Origin of the sequence: Paenibacillus sp. FSL W8-0194 (assembly GCF_037969745.1) — a bacterium.
In the GTDB taxonomy this organism is placed as follows: domain Bacteria; phylum Bacillota; class Bacilli; order Paenibacillales; family Paenibacillaceae; genus Paenibacillus_AQ; species Paenibacillus_AQ cookii.
Genome location: NZ_CP150205.1, coordinates 309594 through 325653 on the forward strand (window position 1 = coordinate 309594; position 16060 = coordinate 325653).

The window sequence follows — 16060 nt, forward strand, 5'->3', positions numbered from 1 at the left end:
CCAAATTCCGCCGGGACTAGCCAAAAAATGGGGCCAATACATACTGACAATAAAACGAGGAATACCCGGATATTAAGATTATCGTTGCTATAGCAGAGGAGATAATACCCTGAAAAAAGAGGTGCAATATGGACTACTTCCCGTTTAACGAAGGCGAACAATGGGGATATATCGGTCGGGAGTGGGACGTTCTGATTCCTCCGATCTTTGAGGAAGCCGATTATTTTTCTGATGGATTAGCAGCTGTATTAAAAAATGGTTTATGGGGTTATATCGATATGGGTGGGAACGTGATCATAGACTATCAGTTTCAATCCGCAGAGAGGTTTGTTGAGGGAAAAGCCTGGGTAATGGCAGAAGAGAAATTCACATTACTGAATAAAAAAGGGGACGTGCTCAACCAGCTTCCAAAAGGTATTGCGGATCATATCGATGGTCTTTCCTCAAACTTGTATAGATTTAGCAGAGAAGATAAGTTTGGTTTCCTTGGCCCTGACGGAGAATTGCGTCTCGATGCTGTGTATGACGAAGCAAGTTCATTCATTGATGGGATAGCGCTTGTGTCAAGAGAAGGCAAATCCTATTTTATCAATACCGGGGGTTCAGTCATACTTGAAAGCCCGAAGTATAGACCTGTTGAAGGGTTCTCTGAAGGCTTGGCTCAGGTTCTTTTTGAAAATAGGCAGTATGGATATATCAATACGGAGGGGGAAGTCACTATACCTCCAAGCATGAGAATTGGCAGCAGATTTTCAGAAGGAATGGCATTCTTTTTTGATCCCCAGACGATGAAATATGGATATATGAACACAACGGGGGATACGCTTATTGTGGCAAAGTATGATGCTGCTCTTCCCTTTATCAGAGGGCTTGCTTTGGTTAAAAAGGGGAAACAGGTGGAACTGATTAATGACCGGGGAGAAATGGTGTACCCTTTGCCAAAGGAGTCCAACGTAGATGTTGAGTCTTATCTTCAAGGGGCAGGATATTTCATGGTGAATGTAAATGGGGAAGAGAAGCTCTTTAATCGAGAACTGGGTGAAATGAGATAACAATTGGTACATTAAAAATAAGGACGCTTGTGGCGTCCTTATTTTTATGATTTGACAATGCTTAAAGGCAAGGGCAATTGCGACGTAGCTGCTGAAACCGACGACAGAAAATGGAAGCAAAGTATTAGCCAAAGACGAGGAGACAGGCGAGATGGCTTATAAGGAAGTTGAGTGGCTCTCTTCCAACGTGATGTTGAAGAAACGTATAATATTACTGTTGGCGGCGAAGTCATAACGACAACCGATGAACATCCGTTTTAGATTGTCGGCAGAGGCTGGGTGGAAGCACAGCATCTTGCGGTGGACCTAACGGATTTATTCCAAAATGCTTCATAATTCACCACGCAGGATTGGCGTAAGCAATGGAGAAGTCGTTCTATTAGATAGAACAGAAGTTAGAGAAGGATTAGGACCAATTTGGCATGGTCATGTTAGAAGTTGGGACTCTCTGGATGACAAACTAAAAAAGATGTTAATAAATGCAGGATTAGTTGATAAAAAAGGGAGGCAGATTAATCCCTAATGGAGAAGGTATTTACATTTCACGTGTCTAGTGAAGAAGATATTAAGATAATCCTAGAGCGAACAGGTTCACCATTAGACCTTGTAAAAGTTAATTATGAGAGCCCCGCTTTAACGTTAGTTCTGCATGAGGATGAGATTGCTTTTGGTGCAATCGAGACATTTGGTGTAATGCTTAATAAAGCAATTCAGGGGAAACTTCAACTTGACCCTGTATATCAACTATTAGGTGCAGGTTACCACTGGAATGTTCTGACTCATCAACTTCCCGATTGTGGGTCATCTGATGAGAATCCATTAGAAAAATTTTGGTTATGGTCAACTCCAAGTTCTAATGGTATTCAAACATGGATGTACAACATAAATGATAATATCTGTTTTGAATGTAGCCCTAATTATTCATGGCACTTCACTGAACCAAAGGTAACCGATGAATATCATTCCTTTGAAAGTTTCATGGAAAACTTTGGTATAGTAAAGAGATTTAATATTGATCTTGATAAAGCTAAAGTGTGGCTTAATAAATATGAAGAGATATTGGAGTCACTATCTTAAAATTAATTTTGAGACCTTGGGGCGAACGTTCCCAGGCTTCATACTCGTGCCGCTGCTTTTAACTTATCCTGCTCGATGGCCGATAAAGCGATCTTTTGTATAGTAGCGTCATCCATAGGCGGATTATGTAAGCCGGCTCTTACATCCCGATAGTATCGCTGCAATGGATTGCTTCGGTGGATGCTTTTGATTCCCAGGATTCTCATCGCTTTGTCCACAACAGCAATCGCCGAATTGGTGACTGCATGTTTGGCAGCGCCGAGCTCGTTCGTGAGGAGCGGTCTTCGCGATACATCATCGTAGGCTTCGGCAGCACTATATAAAAAATGCCTTACTTTCATCAGCTCAAGATCCATTTCGCCTATAAGCTGTTGAATGTTGGCCAGCTGACTGATCGGCCCGCTTATGCTATTAGGCGAATATTGATTGGCAAACCGGACCGCGTAATCTCTCGCAGCCTGAGCGACGCCCAGATAACAAGCCGGAATGTGGAGCAGCCAACCGTTCACTTCTTTTCCTCTGCCAAGAATATCCGGCTCAACAAGCAGATCCTCATGAACGGTGACTTGCTCCAGGACAAGATCATGGCTGCCAGTTCCCCGCAACGAAATGGTATCCCAAGTTTCATCGATGCTAAGTCCCTCTAAATCCTTATGTACCAGGAAATACCCGATCGTCTCTGTCTCCTCTATCCATGCCGAAACCAGAAAATAAGTTAACATAGGAGCAAGCGATGTAAACACCTTACGTCCTGAGAGCACCCAATGGCTTCCTTTTTTTATAGCCTTGGTCTCGGGACGGCCGCCTCTTGTCGGGCTTCCTGTCTGGGCCTCAGAGGCAGCTCGATTGATTAAGGCCCCCTTGGCAATTTCTTCAGCTATAAAATTCAGGTCTCGATCCGACCATAATTTTTTCTCAAACAGCTCCCCGATCACGGACAAGTGCCAGCCAATAGCTAGGGCAGTAGAGGCATCGAAGCTCGCGACCGTTTCCTGAAGCAGCACCATATCATATACGTTTAGCCCGCCCCCGCCATAGACCTTTGGAAGCGTCGACCGGGTGTAGCCCAGTTCAATTAAATCGACTATATTTTCGGTAGGGAAGAGCCCCTCTTCATCGATACGCGAGGCTCTATTTTTGAAATCAGCCTCCTTTTCGTAAAGCTTGTTCAGCCACTCCTGTTGAATATCCCGCCTTATAAATAAATTCATCCGGATTTCCCCTCCATGCGATAATAATGCCCTCTTGCCTAACCATTCAAGATATCATATAATTCCGATTGGATTTATTTAGTATCATGTTATTTCCAATGCCTGTTATTTGTCAAGAAAAGAAATCTCCCTCGATCAACTTTAAATCATACTTTACTGATTGGTTTACTTATGTTAATATTTGGTTCATCCAAAAATGGTTCACGATCAGATCAAAGGAGGTTTGCGTTATGAGAAAAAAATGGTTATCCATGGCTGTCGCTAGTTTGGCGCTGGTCACTTTCCTGGCCGGATGCGGTTCAAGCACAACGGCTTCCACAGACGCGTCAAAGGATTCTTCGGATGGTAAGGATTCCAAAGCCAGAGTTGTCAAAATAGCGTATGATCAAGCTTCCAAGCCGATAAGTTACACGGACGACAATGGCAATCCAACGGGATATGATGTGGAAGCTATGAAGTTAGTAAGCCAATTACTCCCTCAATACAAATTCGAATTCGTTGGAACATCCAGCGACGACTTATTGTTAGGCGTTGAGCAGGGCAAGTATCAAGTGGGGATTAAAAATGCCTTTTGGACAGAGGAGCGAACCAAAAAATTTATTTTCCCCAAAGAATTCCTGGGCTTAAGCAGCACCGGACTTGTGTTGAAGAAAAAGAATGAAAACATCAAAAACCTGTCGGATTTTGCTTCAGCCGGACTTACCTTAGCGCCAATTGCCGCAAATAACGCGCAATATACCATTATTGACGAATACAACAAGGCGAATCCTAGTAACAAAGTAAAATTGCAAGCCGGCGATTCGTTCACAGTGGATGTAGTTCAATGGGTAAATGAAGGACGCGTGGACGGAGGAGTCATGATTGAAGGTCCTTTTCAAAAGCAGGTCACTGAACCGGACGGCCCCTATTATAAATTCAAGGATCAGATTGTCTACAACGAGTTCGCCGTAATCAAAACCTGGCCGTTGTTCAATAAGAAGGAACAGGAATTCGCAGATGCTTACGATGAGGCTATTCAAAAGCTGAAAAATGACAAGAAGCTCAATGAATTGAGCATCAAATTTTATGGACGGGATTTATTCGAGGTATTAAATTCTGTTAAAAGGTAACAGCCTGTTGCCTAACCGGTTTTTCCAAAGTCAAATAAAAGCTTGTCACTTGAGTGGCAAGTTTTTTCGATTAATGCTTTTACCTATTCCTAAGCCAGAATGAAGGTGAGCCATGAACCAGTATTTCGATGCAAAATATATCTTTGATTCCATTCCCGTGTTAATTCCTTTTTTAAAAGTAACCTTTATGGTTACCGGTTTCTCTGTACTGTTCGGCACCCTTTTTGGGTTCCTTTTAGCGGCATCAAAAATAGGGAAGAATCGCTGGGCTAATAAAATGGCTCATGGGTACACCACTATGATCAGATGTACGCCGTCCATTGTACTTCTATTTCTGACGTATTACGGAATACCATACCTATTCAATCAGTTTGGCATCGACTTGAACAGCATTGATAAATCTGTATTTGTGGTTATTACGTTCTCGCTTCAATTCGCGGCAGCGATGTCCGAGGTCATCAGGACCGCCTACGAATCTGTAGATAAAGGGCAGTATGAAGCTGCCGTAAGTGTAGGATTGAGCAGCACGCAGGCTTACAGGAGAATCGTTTTTCCCCAGGCTGTTGTAGTGGCGCTGCCCAATTTCGGCAACAGCTTGCTAGCGCTGATTAAGGAAGGCGCCTTGGCGTATACGATCGGATTGATCGATGTCATCGGGAAAGCAAGTTTAATTATTTCCAGCAATTACAACGCTCACGCGTTAGAAATTTATCTGGCCTTGTCCCTGATTTACTGGGTGGTTTCCATTGCTATTGAGCAGCTCTTCTCGAAGCTGGAACGAATATTCGGCAAAGGAAAACAAGCACTAAAAACCGTATGAGGAGGTGGGAAACGTGTCGGAGGGGCTCGATTGGGGATTTTTGGTGAAAACCTTTTTTATAGCATTGTCCGGTGCTCCTACTGCTTTGGCCATTACGGTGGTTGCGCTGCTGATTGCGGCTCCGCTCGGCTTTCTGGGAGCGTTAACGAGAATAAACAAAATCCCGGTTTTACACCGGCTCGCTCAGATCTATGTTTCTTTTGTAAGAGGAACACCTATCATCGTGCAAATTTTTATTATCTATAGCAGCGTGCCCTTATTGCTAACTTCTCTATTTGCGAAATTTCATATTCAAGCTGACGTTTACAAGGTGAATCCGATCTGGTACGCATTCATCGTATTTTCCTTGTACACGACAGCGACGCTGATCGAGGTATTCCGTTCGGCCATTAACACGGTCAACAAAGGGCAGCTGGAGGCCGCTTTGTCTGTCGGATTAACTACCGTCCAGGCTTTTAGAAGGATTATCATTCCGCAAGCGTTAGTCGTGGCATTACCCAATATTTGTACGGCAACAACCAACTTAATTAAAGCTACCTCTTTGGGCTATGCGATGTCCCTGCAAGAAATCACTTTAAAAGCCAAAGTGGCTGCCAACGTCGGCTACAATTACGTAGAGGCTTATATCGATATTTTTCTTATCTATTTGATCATTTGCAGCCTGGTGGAATATGGATTCAAGCGGTATGAGAAATATTTGAGGACCTACAAGACGGTCAATGCCTAAGAATGAGCAAGGGGGGCCACACACATGTTAGAGATTCGGGATGTCTATAAATCATTTGGTAAGCAGGAGATTTTAAAGGGAGTCAGCTTAAAAATAGATAAGGGTGACGTGGTCGTCATCCTTGGCCCCAGCGGTTCGGGTAAAACCACCTTACTTCGATGCATTAATTTCTTGGAAAGATCCGACCACGGGCATGCGGTGTTTGGCAATGTCGATGTAAACCTTCGAACAGCAACGAAAAAACAAGTTCACGCGATTCGGCAAAAGGTCGCTTTTGTATTCCAAAATTATAATTTGTTCAACAATAAAACAGCGTTAGAAAATGTGACCGAAGGGCTTATCATCGGAAGAAAAGTACCTAAACAGGAAGCGGATGAAATCGGCAGAACCATGCTGGACAAAGTGGGGCTTTCAGACAAGTACCACGCGTATCCCAGCCAATTATCAGGAGGACAGCAGCAAAGGGTTGGCATTGCGAGGGCTCTTGCATTAAATCCTGACATCATTTTATTTGATGAGCCTACTTCTGCGCTTGATCCGGAATTAGTCGGGGAAGTGTTAACCGTCATGAGAAACATTGCGAAGGAAGGGACAACCATGCTGGTGGTTACTCACGAAATGTCCTTTGCCAGGGATGTGGCTAACACGGTTATTTTTATGGATGGCGGAAGCATCGTGGAGCAAGGAACGCCGAAGGACATATTTACCAACCCGAAAGAAGAGCGCACCCAACAGTTCTTAAGGAGGGTTTTGCCGGCGGATTACTCTTATGACATTTAGGTGAGCTACAGATTCGGATAGGTTGGCAGCTTCCGTTGATCAGGAAAAAACGCCACAATGCAACTCATCTTGTAGAATGAGCCTAAACAGAAAGTGATAACTAGTTTGGCGTTTCCAGGGCATTAGCTCGGTCTTTGTACCAGGCTCATGCCCTTTGATTTTGCCTCGATCCGTCTACGGTTATGGCCGAAATACATTTATGTACGGTTGAAAATCATTTATTGAATGGATCCGGATTAATGCCGTACTCTTTTTCAATACTTATTAAACCCTCGATATATTTTTTTGTTTCCTCGTAACTTTTATGGGTGTATATGTTAAGATCTTTTATTACTTCTTCTTTGCTTAATTGTCCAGAGGTATCGTTTTTCAGAGATAGTATTAAAGCTTGAGCTTCTATTAAATAACTTATTGATTTTTGCATGTGTTCATGAATTGAAATGATTTTAGGATATTCTTTATATTTCGAGGCGATCTCATCGATTTCTTTTTTTACATCCAACAAATTATTATATTTTTGCTCATGAAATTCAAGATTTTGCTTTATTATCCCAGGTATTTGTCGTATAACCAAAAGTCGTATACCTAATTTAGCCGTATCCTGCCTGTACGATTTTATTTTATCTTTCATTTCCAGTTCGATTCTCTGAGTCCTTGCTTGTTCAAATAAAGTTTTAGCATCCTTATTCCGAGGGTCATCCATAAGAACGTCATTAAAAAGCTTCTCGGCATCCTTGTAACGTTCTTCTTTTAATGCAGCTTTCCCCTCTCTCATGGCCTTATCAAAGGGTGAACCGCATGCACTTAAAAACAAATACAACGCTGCCAAAACTAAGCATAACTTTTTCATGGTTACTGTTCCCTTCGTGATAAAATATGTACAGAATTATTTTAGTGAGTATTTTCCGATATGGCTACAGAAATCAACACGACAATGACTGCTAGAGAAGAGGGGGGGATCACCGTTATAAATAAAAAAATTTCAATCGAAAAAAAGGACGCCGCCAGCGCCCTTTTTTCATCCATACAAACACCTCTTTTACTCCCCACCAGGATACGTCTCCCGCAAAAACTTCACCGACTGGCGAATCAGCTCCTTCAGAACTTCCACGTCAATGTCCGCCACCTTGTTGATGTAGACGCAGCCTTTGCCTGACGTATGTTTTCCAAAATCCTTGAGCAGCGCCTCACGCTGATCGTCTCCCGGGGCCAAATACAGGCTGATTTTCGCTTTTCGCGGGGAAAACGAGACGAGCGGCGCATCTCCCTCATGGCCCGAAGCGTATTTGTAATGGTACGAACCAAAGCCGATGATGCTGGGTCCCCACATTTTTGCCGGATAACCCGTCGTTTCCGTAAAAAGATCCAGCAGCTTGTACGCATCCTCGCGTTTGCCGGGGTGGTAGATTTGCTCGATGAATTCGATGACGCTGTTTTCGGTTTCCTTCGTTTTCAGCTCATACATGAACCGGCACTCCTTTGCGGGGCATTCGCCTGTTTGCCAATCATCATACCTTATTTCGGACGGGATTTCAGCTCGTCGCTGTTCCGGGGTTATCCGTTACTTTACGGAGTAAATTCCATCTTTGTAGACCAGCGTGTAGATCATGCCCTCGTCCGTCAGGAAGGCGTCGCGAATGCGGTCGTTCACCAATCGGACGTTGCTGCCTTTGGCATCGACCTTGTACAATCCGGGTTCATACCCGTTCGATACATAATACAGGCCTGTTTTGCCCGCGTAAAATGATGTGACCGATTTGTCGCTTCGTTTGAATTCTTTTCCCGCCGACGGATCGTATTGATACAAGTCCCCAGGGACGGAATCCTTGCCTGCCTCATTTGAGGTGTAGTAAAAGCTTCCGTTTGCAAATTGAAAGTTCAGCATTTTTCTAGACACAACGGTTTCGGGGGTTGCTCCGTTCAGGTTGGTTTTGCTCAGGTAACCCGATTCGGCGTCGATATAATAAACATCGCTGCCGATCATCCAAAAGTGGCTGGCCGGAGGCGTCAGTTTCGTCTGCGTCGAGTCTGTCGGATTAATTTTGTACACCGCGCTTTGGTCGTTCGGATCGGCTTCTTTATAACCTAACGTATACAGGTAGCCGTCTTTTACGTACATGGTGTTGTTCGATGCATAACCTATTCCGCCATCCGGGCTAAGCATCCGGTTAACCCCGTAAGCAAACTCCGGTTGGCCGATCGGCTTTTGTTCCCCTGTTTTCAGGTTGACGCGAGCCAAATTGCCTGACATGTCGGTCATGAAATTAAAGTTGGCCTTGTACAGATAGTCCCCGGACTTCACGTATCCGGCAAAACTTTTGGCACCGGCTACCGGTTTTAACACGCCTTTTTCGACTTTGTACAAGTCCACCCGGCCCAAAGTGAGTTCCCCGTTATTCAATGTGACAAACAAATCGTTATCGATCGATTCGACGCTGCCCAGAAAAAGCCCTTGATCCGGTCCCATCGGCTTCAGCGAACTAACTTTTTGCGATTTCTGAGTTTTTAAATCCAGTGCATGCAGTTCGGCCTGGTTGTTGATGTATGTCGCATAATAAAGCTTGCCGTTAAGAACTTGAAGCGATGTTATTTGCGGTTTCCCCGGCAGTTGAATTTGAACCTCTTTTTGCCCGTCCGTTTTTTTGAAGATTTGCTCGATCGTATCGTTTTTTGTATAAGTTCGTTTGATATAATAGATCGTATTTCCATACCGGGTTAACGGCGAGATATCTGCCGACATTTTCAAAGGCTTCCGCGGATCGGACAGCTGCGTTTTGATGCGGTCTTTGAGGGCGGCAGACTGCGTATCCTGCAAATCCACGGGAGCGCTTCCCATCAGGAGGAGTCCGTCGGACCATTGAATGTTTTTTCCGAGCGCTTCGGCTGTGCTTTTTAATGGAAGCATGATCTGGCCGTCTATTTTTTGCGGCGCGGCGTCTATCTCGCGGGGTTCGTTGTTGATCCGCATCGTGGTGCTGTTCACCTTCAGCTTGATGGTCTTCTTTGTCTCGTAGTTTACGAGCATCACATCGTCGGGACTTTTCGGCTCCCAAATGGCCTGCCAGGTTCCTTGGCCCTTGTCCAGCTCGTTGGCGAGGGTGCTCATCAAGCGGATCGGGACGTACACGCGTCCTTCGCGCTGAACGATCCGGTAATCGCTGAAGTAGTTGGCCATTTGCCCGTTAATATAGGCTTTTCCTTGAAAGTTTTGCGGGATGATCACGATGTGGTCGAATGCCTTGCTTAAAGATTCCGGGGTGGTGCTTTCAGCCGCGTAAGCGGGAATGCTGCCAAATGCGAGCCAGGCAGACAACAACAGGGCGATGCTTTTGGATTTGTTCATTTGTTCCTCTCCTTGTGAATGGTTTGCTGGAAAACGAAAGTTGAAATAGCAGGCTTAGGGGGAGATGTACACAGAAGATGTTTAAAAGTATAGACGCAAAAAGGAGGGGAGAGGTTACCTTCTGATTTTCGAACGTGAAAAGAAAAGCCCTTCCGCACCCGGAAAGGCTTTAACGACCAATCAGCTTCGGACCGTCTTTAACGCCGTTGCCCATTTATTGTTAGTTAGTTATAACTAACATCCCGTTCGAAAAAAACTTCGCCTTAAGATGAAAGATCGCTATTCCCCGATAGCTCCTCCTTTCCTCGCAGTATGGTTCTTCTGACAAAAACAGCGAAAATGAGCAAAGAAAGAAGTCCGGACACCGCGCATGCGGCAAACAAGAAAGGGTAACCCAGGTACTGGGAAATCAGGCCGAGCACCATCGACCCTAGGCCGATCCCCAAATCCATGGCGGTGAAAAAGGAAGCGTTGGCCACGCCTTTTTTCGTTGGGGCGACGAGGTTGACGGTTGCCGTCTGCAGCGTGGGCTGCGCCGATCCGAAGCCGATTCCGTACAACACCGCGGAGCACATTACGCCCACGTAACCGGTGGATATGCTTAACACAGCCAGCGCAATGACCGCTATGATCACGGCCGGGATAACGACTGCCCCTTCGTTGTACCGATCCGCCAGTTTTCCGGCAAAGGGACGGGTGATCGTCAGGACGATGGCGTAAACCAAAAAGAACGTGCCTGCATTGACTTGAATGGATTCGGCAAACAGGGGGAGGAACGTGGTGATCCCGCCGTACGTCAGCGCCAGAAAAAATATCGATGCCGATATAGGCAGCACGGATTTGTCGAAAAACACCATTTTGTTTTTGCGGTCCGGCCGGAAGGCGGGGACCCTGATAAACAATGCAATCGCGATGGCGGCGGCAGACAGGCAGGAGGCAAGCAGAATGGTGCGGTCAAAGGCGTAATGGCCGATCATCCACACCCCGACGATGGGGCCGATGGCCATCGATACCGTCATGGACAGCCCATACCATCCCATACCTTCGCCCCGGCGCTCCTCCGGTATGACGTCGGTGATCGAGGTTCCGATCGACGTCGTGGAAAGGGCCCAGCCGAAGCCGTGCAAAATCCGCAGCAGCAGCAACAGGATGAGTCCGCTGGCCCAGTTGTACAAAAACATCGAGACGGCAAACAAAACAAGTCCCGCCAGGATAAACGGACGTCTGCCAAAACGGTCCAGAAGTCCGCCGACGATGGGGCGGGCAACCACCGCGGATAACGTAAACCCGCCGATGATGAGTCCCAGCTGTGCTTCGTTGGCGCCGAGTTCCTTGATATGCAGCGGCAGCGTCGGAAGCAGGATATAAAAACCGAAACATAAGAAAAACAACGTCACCATCAATCCGACAAACGTTTTGGTCCACAATCGGTCCATAAAGCAGCCTCCTCTATGAGCATGGTAATGATATATATGTTAGTTACTAGTAACTAACATTCAATCCAAAAAAAATTACGTCTTTAACCCTCTGGCCAATATGGATATCGATTCTTCGATGTGGTCTTCCCGTACTTCAGGAACGATACCCTCCAGCATCGTGCTTGCCACGAACTTCCCGTAATTGAACTTCATGACCGTCAGAGCCTGGATTTCAGGGTCGCCTTGAACGACTTTGCCCTTTTCCTGCATGGTTTTGAGATATTCGGCGACGATGCTTAGGAACCTCACAGCATTGTTGTGCACACCCCGATGGATTTCAGGCATCGTTTTTCGTTCCATGACGGAAATCAAATAGATTTTTTTATCTCTTTTTAGTACGTCATGGTACAGTTTGCTGATCATCAATAAATCGGCTTCGAGCTCATACGTGATGTTCTGCTTAATGATCTGCTCGATCGGGGTGGAGAACATGTAATGCTCCAAAATAGCTTCCAAAATCGCCTTCTTAGAGCCAAACGTCCGAAAAACGGTCATCTCGCTGACGGATGCGGCGGCGGCAATTTCCTTGATCGTAACGGCTTTATAGCCTTTTTCGGACATGAGTTCGACGGTGGCTGCCAATATTCGGTCGGCCGTGTTTTCGGTTTTGGTACTCAGACGGTATCACCTCGCTGTTGCGTTAGTTAGCGACAACTAACATTTTTACTTTGATCATATAATTCCAGGCCTTGGATGTCAAGGGGGTCAGGAGCCCGACCGACGAAACGATCGGAGCTCCTGCTTTTTTTTGATGATGATCGATGCAAACTAAAACGCCCAATTACCGTTCCGGAACACCGGCTCGATGGCGCCGTCGGCGGTAATGCCGTCAATGTCCATGTCCGCCGAGCCGATCATGAAGTCGACGTGAATCAGGCTGTGGTTCAGCCCGGCTTGGTCCAGCTCTTCGCGGGACATTGCCAATCCGCCTTCCACGCAGGTTGGGAATGCATCGCCCAGAGCCAGGTGGTTGGAGGCATTTTCGTCGTACAACGTGTTGAAAAAAATCAAATCCGATTCGGAAATCGGCGAGCGATGCGGCACCAGCGCCACTTCGCCCAAATAACGGGCGGCTTCGTCGATGCTGAGCATCGTTTGTAACGATTCATAACCCGTTTCCGCGGAAAAATCGACGACCTTGCCGTTTTCGAACGTCAGGCTGAAATTTTCGATCAGGTTGCCCTGGTAGCTAAGAGGTTTGGTGCTGCGCACGACGCCGCGGGTTCCTTCCTTGCGCGGCGACGTAAACACCTCTTCGGTTGGCACGTTCGGGTTAAACGGGTTGTTCTGCGCGTTGACCGCGGTGCCGCCGTTCCAAATATGATGATCCGGAAGCTCGACCGTCAGGTCGGTGCCCGGGGCGCGATAATGCAGCTTTTTGTATTGTTTGCGGTTGAGGTAAGCTCTTTTGTCATGAAGGGTTTCGTTATGCTCATGCCAAGCCTGTACCGGCTGCTCCCGGTCGGCGCGGGACGCCTTGAAAATGGCCTCCCACAGCGCTTGGATCGCCGCTTCCTTGTCGAGGTCCGGGAATACGAGCTTCGCCCAGCCTTCGGACGGCACGCCGATGATCGACCACGTGAATCTGCTGGCGGACATGTCCGCCCTCCATTTGGCCAGCGCTGCTCCGGCGGCTTTGGAACTGGCTGCAATCCGTTTCGGATCGATGCCTTTCAGCAGTTCCGGGTTGCTGGATTCGAGAAACAAAAAGGCCCCGCCTTCCTCGCCGAACTGCTGCACCGCTTGCGCTCTCCATGCCGGATAGGTTTCAAAAGCTTCGTCCGGCGCGAGGCGGTATTTGATCTGCGTGCTGATCTCATCTTGCCATTCGATATGGACGAGTTTGGCACCGGCTTTATAGGCCTGCTCCGTCACCAGACGAACGAATTCGGGCTGATGGATCGGCGCGCTGATCCACAGCGATTGGCCCGGCTGAATGTTCACCGCGATTTTGACGGCCAGCTCGGCGTATTTTTCTAAACAGCTTTGGAAATGTATCATGATTTCCTCCTTCGGAATCGGGTTCAGGATATATCCATTCGTCTTTGTTGGTTCGATTTCCTTTTTTGGAGGCCGAGAAGACGCCATGCAAAAAAAGAGGCAACCCCTTTGTAAGCAAATGGGCTGCCTCTTTCCGATTTGTCAGGATCTTTCATCCGGGCGGCGAGTCCGGTTAAAGGGGGCCGGGAACGTCCGGACGGGTTATGCGGTTTTGGCTTCGAGCCGCCGGGCAATGATGGATAGGGTATAGTTGACGGCAAAATACAATACGGCGGCCAAAAGCAGGGACGGGATGACATAGTTCGGGCTGTGCCCTTGCAAGATCTGGATGTTATGCATCATTTCCGGGAGCAAAATAATGACGCAAAGCGAGGTATCCTTGAGCAGGGAGATGAACTGGCTGACGATCGGCGGCACCATGCGGCGCAGCGCGAGCGGGAGAATGATGTAGCGCATCGTCTGCATGTAGCCGAGCCCGGAGGAACGGGCGGCTTCGATCTGGCCGCGGTCCACGGAGTTGAGGCCGCCGCGGACGATTTCGGAGATCATCGCGCCTTCGAAAATGGTCAGGGCGGAGACGGCCGCCCACAACAGCGGGAGCTTGACCCCGACTAACGGAAGAACGATATAAATGAAATAGATGATCAACAGCAAAGGTAAATTGCGGATCAGATCGATGATGACGGCTAAAACACGATACAGGATCGGAATGCGGGCATAACGAATGGCGCCGAGCAGCGTGCCGAGCACGAAGCTGAACGCGATCGAAAGGGCAGCCACGAGAAGGGTGACGCCGAATCCCTGCAAAATGAAGGAAAGGTTCGGCCAGGAGTACGCTCCCGCAAAATCCATGCTTTAAGCCTCCTTTCGCAAAAGTGATGCGTTTCCCCGGTCTAACGGTCCGCGGCGCGGAACCTCCGTTCCATGTAATGCACCGCCATGCTCAACGGCAGGGTCAGGATAAGGTAAAATAAAGCCACGATCGTGTAGACGGTTAACGGCAGGAAGGTGTCGGCATTGATCAGGTCGGCATAATACATCAAATCGAAGCCGGAGACGACGGCGAGAATGGACGAGTTTTTCACCAGGTTAATAAACTGATTGCTGATTGAAGGCAGCACGATTTTGATCGCTTGCGGCAGGATGATATGCACCATCGTCTGCATATAGGAAAGCCCCGTTGCCCGGGCCGCTTCGCTCTGGCCGGATGGCACGGACTGGATCCCTGCGCGGATGGCCTCGGCGATGAAGGATGCGGTATATACCATCAGGCCGAGGGTGCCGGACGTAAAACCGTCCAGCGGCACGCCAAGCGTCGGCAGCCCGAGGAAAAAGACGAATACGACGAGCAACAGGGGGATATTGCGGATGAATTCGACGTAAGCGGTACCGATCCAGTTCAGCGGCTTCAGCGGCGCGATGCGCATGACGGCGATGATCGTCCCGAGAATGAAGCTGCCGACAAGGGCAAGGGCGCTGGAACCGATCGTATGCAAAAAACCTGCGGAAAACCGGTCCCAATGGTCAAAAAGGATGTGGATGTCGAACTTTCCCTCCATGCTTAAACTCTCCTTTCCCTAAAGATAAGCCCGAAGGAGGACGGGGGGAGGCCGAAGCCTCCGATGGATGCCGCAACTTTCCCTTACTCCGGCTTCACGCCCATCCATTGCTCGTATAACTTGTCGTATTCGCCGCTTTCTTTCATTTCCTTCAACAGGTCGTTGACGACGCTGACGAATTCCGAGTCCCCTTTTTTGATGGCGATGCCGTAAGGCTCGTCGGTGAAGTTGCCTCCGACCAGCTCATAATTTGGATCCTGCTTCTGCATGCCGAGCAAAATGGCGTTGTCGGTCGTCAGGGCGTCCCCTTGGCCGGCTTTCAGCGCGGTGAACGCATCCTGGTAGTTTTCGAATTCCAGCACGGTGGCGTCCGGCGCTTTTTCGCGGATGTTTTTCGCCGAAGTCGAACCTTTTACGGCCAACACTTTGGTTCCTTTTTTCAAATCCTCCAAGCCTTTGATAGGGCTGCCCTTTTTGACGAGAAGGGATTGGCCCGCCTTAAAATAGACATCGCTGAAGTCGACCTGCTTCTTGCGGTCTTCCGTGATGGTCATCGTCGCGATGATCAGGTCGATATCGCCGTTTTGCAGCAGCGGAATCCGGGTTTTGGAGGTAACCTCCTTCAGCTCCACCTTGTTTTCGTCGCCGAGGATCTTTTTGGCGAGCGCTTTGGCGATATCGATATCGAAACCTTCGACCTTGCCCGTAGCCGGGTCCTTCAGCCCGAACAGCTTCGTGTCGTATTTCACGCCGGCGATGACCTTGCCGCGCTCCTTGATGGCCGCCAGGGTGCCTCCCTCGGCGTTCTTTTTCCCGCCGCCGCAGCCGGCAAGCGCCAGGCAGGCGGCAAGCAGGATCAGCAGCAGGCTGACATAAGATCTTTTTTTCATTCGTTTTTACCCC

At 47.9% G+C, this 16060-nt stretch carries 16 protein-coding genes; 6 read left to right on the top strand and 10 right to left on the bottom strand.

What is annotated here, in order from left to right; translation table 11 throughout:
- The first annotated feature begins 128 nt into the window (after positions 1-128).
- Positions 129-1052: a WG repeat-containing protein gene (locus MKY58_RS01210; protein ID WP_339323109.1), complete on the top strand. Its 924-nt coding sequence runs from the start codon at positions 129-131 to the stop codon at positions 1050-1052.
- A 522-nt stretch (positions 1053-1574) separates the two neighbouring features.
- Positions 1575-2129 (top strand): hypothetical protein, encoded by a 555-nt coding sequence (locus MKY58_RS01215; RefSeq protein ID WP_339323110.1) that lies wholly within the window; start codon positions 1575-1577, stop codon positions 2127-2129.
- Positions 2130-2167: 38 nt separating this feature from the next.
- Here MKY58_RS01215 and MKY58_RS01220 read toward each other — a convergent pair whose 3' ends face one another.
- Entirely contained in the window at positions 2168-3340 is a 1173-nt protein-coding gene (locus MKY58_RS01220; RefSeq protein WP_339323111.1) for an acyl-CoA dehydrogenase family protein, read from the bottom strand.
- A 230-nt stretch (positions 3341-3570) separates the two neighbouring features.
- On the opposite strand from MKY58_RS01220, the gene MKY58_RS01225 reads away from it, so the two are divergent.
- From MKY58_RS01225 to MKY58_RS01240, 4 genes are all read left to right on the top strand, one after another.
- Positions 3571-4449, top strand: coding sequence for a transporter substrate-binding domain-containing protein (locus MKY58_RS01225; protein WP_339323112.1), 879 nt, complete (start codon positions 3571-3573; stop codon positions 4447-4449).
- 112 nt (positions 4450-4561) lie between these two features.
- Positions 4562-5269: an amino acid ABC transporter permease gene (locus MKY58_RS01230; RefSeq protein WP_339323113.1), complete on the top strand. Its 708-nt coding sequence runs from the start codon at positions 4562-4564 to the stop codon at positions 5267-5269.
- Between the two features lie 13 nt (positions 5270-5282).
- Complete coding sequence (locus tag MKY58_RS01235) at positions 5283-5996, top strand: amino acid ABC transporter permease (protein WP_339323114.1); 714 nt, start codon at positions 5283-5285, stop codon at positions 5994-5996.
- 24 nt (positions 5997-6020) lie between these two features.
- Complete coding sequence (locus MKY58_RS01240; RefSeq protein ID WP_339323115.1) at positions 6021-6776, top strand: amino acid ABC transporter ATP-binding protein; 756 nt, start codon at positions 6021-6023, stop codon at positions 6774-6776.
- A 214-nt stretch (positions 6777-6990) separates the two neighbouring features.
- Here the strand turns inward: MKY58_RS01240 and MKY58_RS01245 are convergent, their stop codons facing one another.
- The 9 genes from MKY58_RS01245 to MKY58_RS01285 form a co-directional block, all read right to left on the bottom strand.
- On the bottom strand, positions 6991-7626 hold the full coding sequence (locus MKY58_RS01245) for a hypothetical protein (RefSeq protein WP_339323116.1): 636 nt from the start codon (positions 7624-7626) through the stop codon (positions 6991-6993).
- 189 nt (positions 7627-7815) lie between these two features.
- Positions 7816-8241, bottom strand: a complete 426-nt coding sequence (locus tag MKY58_RS01250; RefSeq protein WP_339323117.1) for a DUF1801 domain-containing protein — start codon at positions 8239-8241, stop codon at positions 7816-7818.
- 96 nt (positions 8242-8337) lie between these two features.
- Positions 8338-10119: a DUF5050 domain-containing protein gene (locus MKY58_RS01255; RefSeq protein WP_339323118.1), complete on the bottom strand. Its 1782-nt coding sequence runs from the start codon at positions 10117-10119 to the stop codon at positions 8338-8340.
- A 263-nt stretch (positions 10120-10382) separates the two neighbouring features.
- Positions 10383-11555: an MFS transporter gene (locus MKY58_RS01260; protein WP_339323119.1), complete on the bottom strand. Its 1173-nt coding sequence runs from the start codon at positions 11553-11555 to the stop codon at positions 10383-10385.
- Between the two features lie 75 nt (positions 11556-11630).
- Positions 11631-12179: a TetR/AcrR family transcriptional regulator gene (locus MKY58_RS01265; RefSeq protein ID WP_339323120.1), complete on the bottom strand. Its 549-nt coding sequence runs from the start codon at positions 12177-12179 to the stop codon at positions 11631-11633.
- A 186-nt stretch (positions 12180-12365) separates the two neighbouring features.
- Positions 12366-13598, bottom strand: coding sequence for an aminopeptidase (locus MKY58_RS01270; protein ID WP_339323121.1), 1233 nt, complete (start codon positions 13596-13598; stop codon positions 12366-12368).
- Between the two features lie 201 nt (positions 13599-13799).
- Positions 13800-14450: an amino acid ABC transporter permease gene (locus MKY58_RS01275; protein WP_339323122.1), complete on the bottom strand. Its 651-nt coding sequence runs from the start codon at positions 14448-14450 to the stop codon at positions 13800-13802.
- Positions 14451-14491: 41 nt separating this feature from the next.
- The gene (locus MKY58_RS01280) at positions 14492-15157 is read right to left on the bottom strand and encodes an amino acid ABC transporter permease (protein ID WP_212948664.1); all 666 of its coding nucleotides are present in this window, start codon (positions 15155-15157) and stop codon (positions 14492-14494) included.
- 83 nt (positions 15158-15240) lie between these two features.
- The gene (locus MKY58_RS01285; RefSeq protein ID WP_339323123.1) at positions 15241-16047 is read right to left on the bottom strand and encodes a glutamate ABC transporter substrate-binding protein; all 807 of its coding nucleotides are present in this window, start codon (positions 16045-16047) and stop codon (positions 15241-15243) included.
- Between the last annotated feature and the right edge of the window lie 13 nt (positions 16048-16060).